At 69.0% G+C, this 7,148-nt stretch carries 7 protein-coding genes and 1 pseudogene; 5 read left to right on the top strand and 3 right to left on the bottom strand.

Annotation, left to right across the window (positions count from 1 at the left end; translation table 11 throughout):
• Both M4J07_RS31840 and M4J07_RS31835 read left to right on the top strand, forming a co-directional pair.
• Positions 1-998 (top strand): PucR family transcriptional regulator (locus tag M4J07_RS31840; protein WP_255977422.1); only part of this gene is annotated, 998 nt, incomplete at its 5' end.
• Positions 999-1,202: 204 nt separating this feature from the next.
• A complete protein-coding gene (locus M4J07_RS31835) occupies positions 1,203-1,781 on the top strand; it encodes an O-methyltransferase (protein ID WP_255977418.1) in 579 nt (192 codons plus the stop codon).
• A 57-nt stretch (positions 1,782-1,838) separates the two neighbouring features.
• Here the strand turns inward: M4J07_RS31835 and M4J07_RS31830 are convergent, their stop codons facing one another.
• On the bottom strand, positions 1,839-3,236 hold the full coding sequence (locus M4J07_RS31830; protein ID WP_445276307.1) for an LCP family protein: 1,398 nt from the start codon (positions 3,234-3,236) through the stop codon (positions 1,839-1,841).
• A gap of 218 nt (positions 3,237-3,454) precedes the next feature.
• On the opposite strand from M4J07_RS31830, the pseudogene M4J07_RS31825 reads away from it, so the two are divergent.
• Together M4J07_RS31825 and M4J07_RS31815 are read left to right on the top strand one after the other, a co-directional pair.
• Positions 3,455-3,696, top strand: a pseudogene (locus tag M4J07_RS31825) (kinase); the annotation flags it as partial.
• A gap of 385 nt (positions 3,697-4,081) precedes the next feature.
• Positions 4,082-4,510, top strand: a complete 429-nt coding sequence (locus M4J07_RS31815; protein ID WP_255977416.1) for a VOC family protein — start codon at positions 4,082-4,084, stop codon at positions 4,508-4,510.
• A 49-nt stretch (positions 4,511-4,559) separates the two neighbouring features.
• Here the strand turns inward: M4J07_RS31815 and M4J07_RS31810 are convergent, their stop codons facing one another.
• Together M4J07_RS31810 and M4J07_RS31805 are read right to left on the bottom strand one after the other, a co-directional pair.
• Complete coding sequence (locus M4J07_RS31810; RefSeq protein WP_255977414.1) at positions 4,560-4,844, bottom strand: cupin domain-containing protein; 285 nt, start codon at positions 4,842-4,844, stop codon at positions 4,560-4,562.
• A gap of 168 nt (positions 4,845-5,012) precedes the next feature.
• Complete coding sequence (locus M4J07_RS31805) at positions 5,013-5,603, bottom strand: TetR/AcrR family transcriptional regulator (RefSeq protein ID WP_255977412.1); 591 nt, start codon at positions 5,601-5,603, stop codon at positions 5,013-5,015.
• Positions 5,604-5,707: 104 nt separating this feature from the next.
• Between M4J07_RS31805 and M4J07_RS31800 the strand changes: the two genes are divergently transcribed.
• Complete coding sequence (locus M4J07_RS31800; RefSeq protein ID WP_255977410.1) at positions 5,708-6,592, top strand: NmrA family NAD(P)-binding protein; 885 nt, start codon at positions 5,708-5,710, stop codon at positions 6,590-6,592.
• Positions 6,593-7,148 lie beyond the last annotated feature (556 nt).

The following is a 7,148-nucleotide window of genomic DNA, read 5'->3' as shown; positions in this document are numbered from 1 at the left end:
CGTGCGCAACCGGACGCCGCCTGACCCGCGACGAGATCGAAACCCGGCGGGCACTGGGGGAGCGCGCCGCCGAGGGCGGCTTGGGCCTGCGCGCCCTCATCGCCGCCCACCTCCGCGAGGCCCGTATGAACGTGCCGGCCGGAGCCGCGAACGCGGCCGACGTCCTCGCCGTCGTGGAGCAGACCGTCGACGCGTTCGCCGAGGGCTTCGAACGCTCCCAACTGCACGCGGTCCGTCAGGAGGAGGCGGCCCGACGGGAGTTCATCGACGACCTCCTGTACGGCCGCAGCGACCTGGGCCGGCTCGCCGAACGCGCCGAACGCTTCGGCCTGCGCCTCTCCCACGAGCACGCCGTCGCGATCGCCCAGGGCGACACCGCGTACGAAGAAGGGGATACGGTCCCGCGCGGCGTGGAACAGGCCATGATCAGCCGGTTCGGCGACCGCAGCATCCTGCTCACCACCAAGGACGGGCGCCTGGTCTGTGTGGCACCGGGCGACCAGGACGATCTCCTCGCCTTCTTCGCGAAGCAGGCGTACGCGGGCACGGGTGGCGGCCACGTCGCCATCGGCCGCCCGCAGCCGGGCCCCGGCGGCGTCGTCCAGTCCTACGAAGAGGCCCTGTCCACCCTCGAACTTGCCCACCGGCTCGAACTCGACGAACCGGTCCTGCGCGCCGCCGACTTCCTCGTCTACCCCGTCCTGACCCGTGACCGGCAGGCCATGGCGGACCTGGTGAGCAGCACCCTCGGCCCGCTGCAGAGCGCCCGCGGCGGCGCCCAGCCCCTCCTCGACACCCTCACCGCCTACTTCGACTGCGGCTGCGTCTCCGCCGAGGCGGCACGTCGCCTGTCCCTGAGCGTGCGAGCGATGACGTACCGCCTGGACCGCATCCACAAACTCACCGGAGCCGACCCCTCCGACCCGGTGCACCGCTACACGCTCCAGACCGCGGTGATCGGCGCACGCCTGCTGGACTGGCCTGCGCGACCGTTGTGATGGAAGGCCTCGCCCGGATGCTGGCCGACGTGTTCCGTCTGGACGTGACCGAGGTCGACGCCGCGGCACGGGCCGAGTTGTGGAACGGGGTCCGCGCCGCGCACTTGGGGTGGGAAGGCGCGCGCTGTTGCGGCCGGACGCCGGCGACATCACCGCCGGCGAAATCGCCTTGCTCGTAGGGACAGTTCCTCGCATCATCTCCGGATGGACGACATGCCGAGCCACTTCCCGGACACCCTGCCCGCCCTGCGCGCCGCTGCACGCGAGGCGGGCTTCATCATGTCCAGCGAGGACCGGACGGGAAACCTCCTCGCCGTACTGGCCGCCGCCCGACCCGGAGGCCGGATCCTCGAACTCGGCACCGGAGTGGGGGAGGGAACCGCCTGGCTCCTCAGCGGCATGGACCGTGCCGCCCACCTGACCACCGTCGAACTCGACCCAGTCGTCCAGGCCGTCGCCCAGGAGCAACTGGGGGACGACCCCCGGGTGACCTTCGTGTCCGGGGACGGTGGCACGTGGCTGGAGGACTTCGACGGTCCCCCCTTCGATCTGGTCTTCGCGGACACCTGGCCGGGCAAGTTCACCCACCTGGAGTCGGCCCTGCGACTCGTGGCTCCCGGCGGGACCTACCTGATCGACGACCTCTTCCCGCAGCCCGGCTGGCCGGACGGCCACGAGGCGTCCGTCGAGCGCCTGTTGGGAGAGCTGGGCGCACGCGAGGACTTCCTGTGCGTGCGCCAGGCCTGGGCGAGCGGGCTCCTCATGGCGGTCCGCACAGCCTGAGACCGAGCCTGCTCCTGGCATGCCCCGGTGGGCTCGACGGGCCGGCGCGCCGGCCCGTCATCGCAGGTCGTCGACCTTCAGATCGGTCCCGACCACGAGGGTGACTTCGCCCGCCGGGGCCGAGGCGTCCGCCTTCGACCGCGCGCCGGGCACCTGGGAGGAGAGGACCGCCGCGCGCCCGGCGAGGTCGGCCGGATAGCTGACCGTGGTGCGGGCGGCGTGGGGCGCGTTGCCCGTCGCGGTGACGGTGAACCCTGCCTCGCGGAGCCGGGCGGCGACCGCGGCGGCCTTCCCCTCGGTACCCGAACCGTTGAGGACCCGTACGCGGACCGACGAGGCGTAGATCAGGTTCTTCGCGTCCGCCTCGACGCGCTTCTTGCCGATCTCCTTGTCCTTGGCCAGGGCGGTGAAGACGTCCGCTGCCTGCGGGTACTGCCACGACACGTTGGCCTTGTCGGTGGCGACGTCGGCTTCGCGCGGGTAATTCGGCACGGTGAGGAACGTCAGGTGGTTCTTGGGGATGCCCTTGATCTCCGACGCGAGGGAGCTGAGCGGCTTGATTCCGTCCAACTCCTCGTCCGTGGTGAGGGATTTGGTGACGGACTGCAGCAGATCGTAGAGCGCACCTGGACTGGTGATCTTCGACTTGGCCTTCTCGGCCAACGCCTGCATGAACTCCTGCTGGCGGCCGATGCGTCCGGTGTCGGTACCGTCCCCCACGCTGTACCGCGCGCGTACGTAACCGAGCGCCTTCTCGTCCCTGATCGTCTGGCAGCCCGCTTCGAGGTCCAGGTGGGCCTTCTTGTCGTGAATGGCCTCCTTGGGGCAGACCTCGATCCCGTCGAGGGCGTTGACCATGCCCTTGAAGCCCTGGAAGTCGACGGACATGAAGTTGTCGATGCGCAGGTGGGTGTTGGCCTCGACGGTCTTGATGGTGCAGGCGGCGGCCCCGGCGACGTCGCCGCCCGTCCCGCCGATCGTGAACGCCTCGTTGATCTTGAAGTGGTGGGTGGCGGACTTCGACCCGTCACCCTTGTCGCAGGCCGGGATCCGCACCCAGGAGTCGCGGGGGAGGGACACGACCGTGGCCCACTTACGGTTCGCGGCGATGTGCAGCACCATCAGCGTGTCGGAGTGCATGGTGTCCCCCTCCATGCCGCCGTACTTGGCGTTCGCGCCGTCCCGGCTGTCGGAGCCCACGACCAGGATGTTCCGCGACCCGGGACTGAGGTTCTCGGGACGGTCCTCACCGAGCTTGTCGTCGAGACGGGCGGTGTGGATGTTGTTGTCGAGGTCGTGGTAGATCCACGCGCCGACACCGGCGGCACCGAGCACGAGAACGGCAGCGACACCGGCCGTCCAGGCCACGATCCGGCCGCGCCGCGTGCGCCTGCCCGCGCGCCGCCCGGACCGCCCGGTCGGCGGTGCATGTCTTCGTCCCCGTGTGCCGCCCACTGGTCTCTCCCCTCCCTCGCCCGCGCCCCGCCCGCTCCCAGCGGCCGGACATACAGCGCGGACACCCCGTCCTCGATCACCGGACCCTATACGGTCGTGCAAGAGTTCGGTCGCTGCGACGTGCCGTCGAAGGGCGGATACGGGGCGGACCGGGCGGGAGCGGGTCGTCATCCGCCCGGGGTGTGGTCCCGGAGGGGACCAGTAGCGTGCGGGGAACGATCGTGGGAAGCGACCGGACCCGCCTCGTCGTGCTCCGAGCCGACTCGGCCAGCGGAAAGAGCACCGCCGCCACCGCACTCCGCATCCGCTTCGGCCGGGGACTCGCCCTCGTCCGACAGGACCACCTGCGCCGGATCGTGCTGCGCGAGCGGGGACCGTCCGGGCGCCGCGAACATTGGCCTGATCTCCACGGTGGCGCGGTACTCGCGCGACGCCGGTCCACGTCGTGGTCGAGGGTCTGGGCCGAAAGTCCGTCCGGCACCCATGACCACGTGGGGGAGAGGATCCCGCGCATGGTCAGCTCTCACCAACTCATCGCCTTCTGCACGATGTCCGTACTTCTGTCCGCCATCGGGGGACCGAGCGTCCTGTTCGTCATCGGACGGGCCCTGGCCCATGGACGCAGGACGGCCTGTGGGGACCGACCGCGTCTGCCGCGCGCAATTGGCTGGGCCGTTCGCCCCGGCGGATGTCACTGATCGGCGGCACCGGGGGACTGGCCATGATCGGGCTGGGCACATCCGTCGCGCTCACCGGCCGCTCCGACCAGACCCTGTCCGGCCCGGCAACCGACTCTTGGTGACTGGACCATTGGTGCGGCGGATCGTGCCTGCTACCGTGCGCTGATGTCCGCGATCAAGAAGTTCCAAGTCACCTTCGACTGCGCAGAACCCGAGCGTCTGGCTCGCTTCTGGTGCGAGGTGTTGGGGTACGTCGTACCGGCACCGCCGGAAGGGTTCGCCACTTGGGACGACTTCAAGCAGGCACAGGCTCCTGAGCAGAGGGACGCCTGGTTCGCCTGCGCCGATCCCTCGGGTGTGGGTCCGCGGCTGTACTTCCAGCGCGTTCCCGAGGGGAAGGCCGCCAAGAACCGCGTGCACCTTGACGTGCGGGTCGGCACCGGCCTCGTGGGCGAGGAGCGTCTCGCCGCACTGGAGGCGGAACGCGATCGGCTGGTCCCTCTCGGCGCGGTGTACGTGCGAACGCTGTACGACGGCAACGACGCGTGCATCCCGATGCTGGACATCGAGGGCAACGAGTTCTGCATCGACTGACCCCGTCAGCATCGGGCAGGTGGTGAGCCGCGCCCCTGTCAGGCGCCGGTCACTTCAGTTCGATCTCGACGAAGGCCAGCGGGGCATCACCGGCGTTGACGACTTCGTGTTCGCTGCCGGCAGGGCGTGCATAGGACTCGCCCGCCCGCAGCTGTGAGGGAGTGACGGTGCCGTCGGGAGTGATCACGTGGGTCAGCCCGTCGGTCACGGGCACGACGACGTAGTCGAACTCGTGCACATGGCGGCCGGTGCTCTCCTGCGGGGCGAAGTCCCAACGGGTGACCCGAGTCCGCTCGTCCTCGTGCTGCAGGGTGGCGTGGGCAGTGGTCGTCATGCCTGATCTCCTCATCGTCGGTCGCCGCCCTGCACGGCGGACCGGCGCGGCTACATCCCAGGTGGCAGGCTAACTCCCGGGTGCTTCGGCGGCAGGGGCAGGGGGCGGCGCAGCGAGTCCTCGCGCTTCAGGTCGACCCCCGTCACGGCATCCCAAGCAGTGACTTCGTCACCCCCGACCACTGGTCGAGGCCGTCTGGGTGAGCATGCCGGCCATGGTCATTGCGACGAGGCGGTCCGCCTGGTCCGGGGACACGTGCTCACGGCTCCACGCGGCGGCGTTCATCAGGGTGAAGATGTCGGCCCCCGTCACGTCCTGGCGGAGTGCGCCGACTGCTCTGGCGTTGGCGATGAGCTGGTCGCTGAGGTCGGTCATCTGCGTGCAGGAGGCGTGGAGTTGGGACTGCTGGTCGCTGAGGCTGTCGGCGAGGACGGTGGCCAACCCTTGGTAGGCCGCGGCGTGCTCGACGACCAGGTGGACCCACTGGGTGAGCGCCTGTGCGGGCGGCGAGCCGGTGAGCAGCTCCTGCCCGCGGTCCATGAGCGTCTGATTGCGTTCGTGGAGCAGTGCGTCGATGAGGGTGTGGCGGTTGGGGAAGTGGCCGTACAGCGTGCCGATCGCGACGCCTGCGCGCCGGGCGATGCTCTCCAGCGAGGCGTCCGTGCCGTCTTGGCGGAAGACCGCGTCGGCCTCTGCCAGTAGGCGTTCGCGATTGCGCTGGGCATCCGCACGCGGCCGGCGGCCCGTCGACCCGGTCATCCTGCTCGCTCCTTGCTCATCCGAGGGTGCCTCAGGTTAGTCTTTTCCCGAGGGCCCCTCAGGTTAGCTCCTGCGAGGTCGCCGTGGCCGTCGAGGGGATTTACGTGATCTTAGTGACGGGAGCCACCGGCTCCATCGGCAAGTCGTTGGTGGGCCGGTTGAGCCAGAACGGCGTGGAGTTCCGGGCGCTGGTCCGGGACGAGGCCAAGGGGCGGGCGCTGGGCTGCGACTTCGTCGTCGGTGACTTCGACGACCGGGACTCGTTGACCGCGGCACTTGAGGGCGCGGACCGATTGTTCCTGAACGGGCCCGGCGCCGAGCCGGTGAACGGGGAGCAGCAGCCCATGATCCGGCGGCAGAAGAGCGTGATCGACGCCGCTCTCAAGGCCGGAGTCACCCACGTGGTGAAGGTGTCGGTCTGGCACGCGCGCCAAGGGGCGAAGCTCTCCCAAGGTGCGCACTGGGAGATCGATGAGTACCTGAAGGCGTCGGGGCTGGACTGGTCGCTGCTGCATCCCGCCGGTTTCATGCAGAACTTCATCGCGCCGTCCGCCTTCGCCCCTGACGGAAGCCTGCTCAGCAGCTACGGCGACACTCCCGTCGCCCACATCGACTGTCACGACATCGCGGCCTGTGGGGCAGCGCTGCTGACCGGCGCTACGGGCAGGGGGGAGTCCTTCGTCCTCACCGGCTCTGAGGCCCTCACTGACGCCGAGGTCGCCGAGAGGATGTCATCCGCCCTCGGCCGGGCCGTGGGCCGGGTGGAACTGCCTGCCGACTCCCTGGCCGAGGCCATAAGGGCGCAGGGTCTGCCGACCGAGTGCGCCGAGGATCTCGCTGTCCTGGTCGAGGAGGTCGCCGCCGGATCGCAGGCCGCGCCCACGACGACGGTCCGGGCCATCACCGGCCGGCCGGCGCGCACCTTCGATGACTTCTTGTCGGCCAATCTGCAATCTCTGCGGGCCGTCGCCGTCCCATCGAGACTCTGAGGGCGTCAGCGCTCGTGGGAAAAGAAAGAACGAGGGTCCTGGATGCCCGGGACCCTCGCACACTGTCAACCGAATCAGAAAGAATACCTAAAAGAGACTGATCAAGTGACTAAATGCGGCTGCGGCTTGCTGGATCCACGTCGGATCCGCTGGCCAAAAGATGCCGTGAACAAGGCTGTCGATGCCGGGGATGGGTGAGACGATCGCGACGGTTTTCCATGTTCTGTTGGTCCGTCGCCACCACCTCTTCAAGAGCGAGGACTTCTGTGGCTCTTTGGTGCCGGCAACACTCGAATTGATCTCGTGGGTAGAAAATCGGGGTACGGTGAACTGGGCTACGTATTCACGCTCGACCCTCTTTCCTTCATGCTCGACCACCTCGCGTCCTCGAATGGTGATGCGCAAGACGGGCTGTCTGGGATCCGGATAAATGTGCGCCACTACGATCGGGTTCCGATCTCGGTTGGAGCGAGCTGCGCAGGCCAACCCTGCACAGACCGCACAGGAGACAGAACCTCGAATCCTGCGCGGACCGCACAGGGTTGAAGCGAGATCC

The organism is Streptomyces longispororuber, from assembly GCF_024448165.1.
Classification (GTDB): Bacteria; Actinomycetota; Actinomycetes; order Streptomycetales; family Streptomycetaceae; genus Streptomyces; species Streptomyces longispororuber_A.
This window is presented reverse-complemented; position numbering and strand designations above follow the sequence as displayed.

What these genes read in the sequence shown, in the direction of transcription:
- M4J07_RS31810 (WP_255977414.1), bottom strand. Translation starts at nt 4,844, where the DNA reads ATGACGACCACTGCCCACGCCACCCTGCAGCACGAGGACGAGCGGACT.
- M4J07_RS31835 (WP_255977418.1), top strand. Translation starts at nt 1,203, where the DNA reads ATGGACGACATGCCGAGCCACTTCCCGGACACCCTGCCCGCCCTGCGC.
- M4J07_RS31815 (WP_255977416.1), top strand. Translation starts at nt 4,082, where the DNA reads ATGTCCGCGATCAAGAAGTTCCAAGTCACCTTCGACTGCGCAGAACCC.
- M4J07_RS31805 (WP_255977412.1), bottom strand. Translation starts at nt 5,603, where the DNA reads ATGACCGGGTCGACGGGCCGCCGGCCGCGTGCGGATGCCCAGCGCAAT.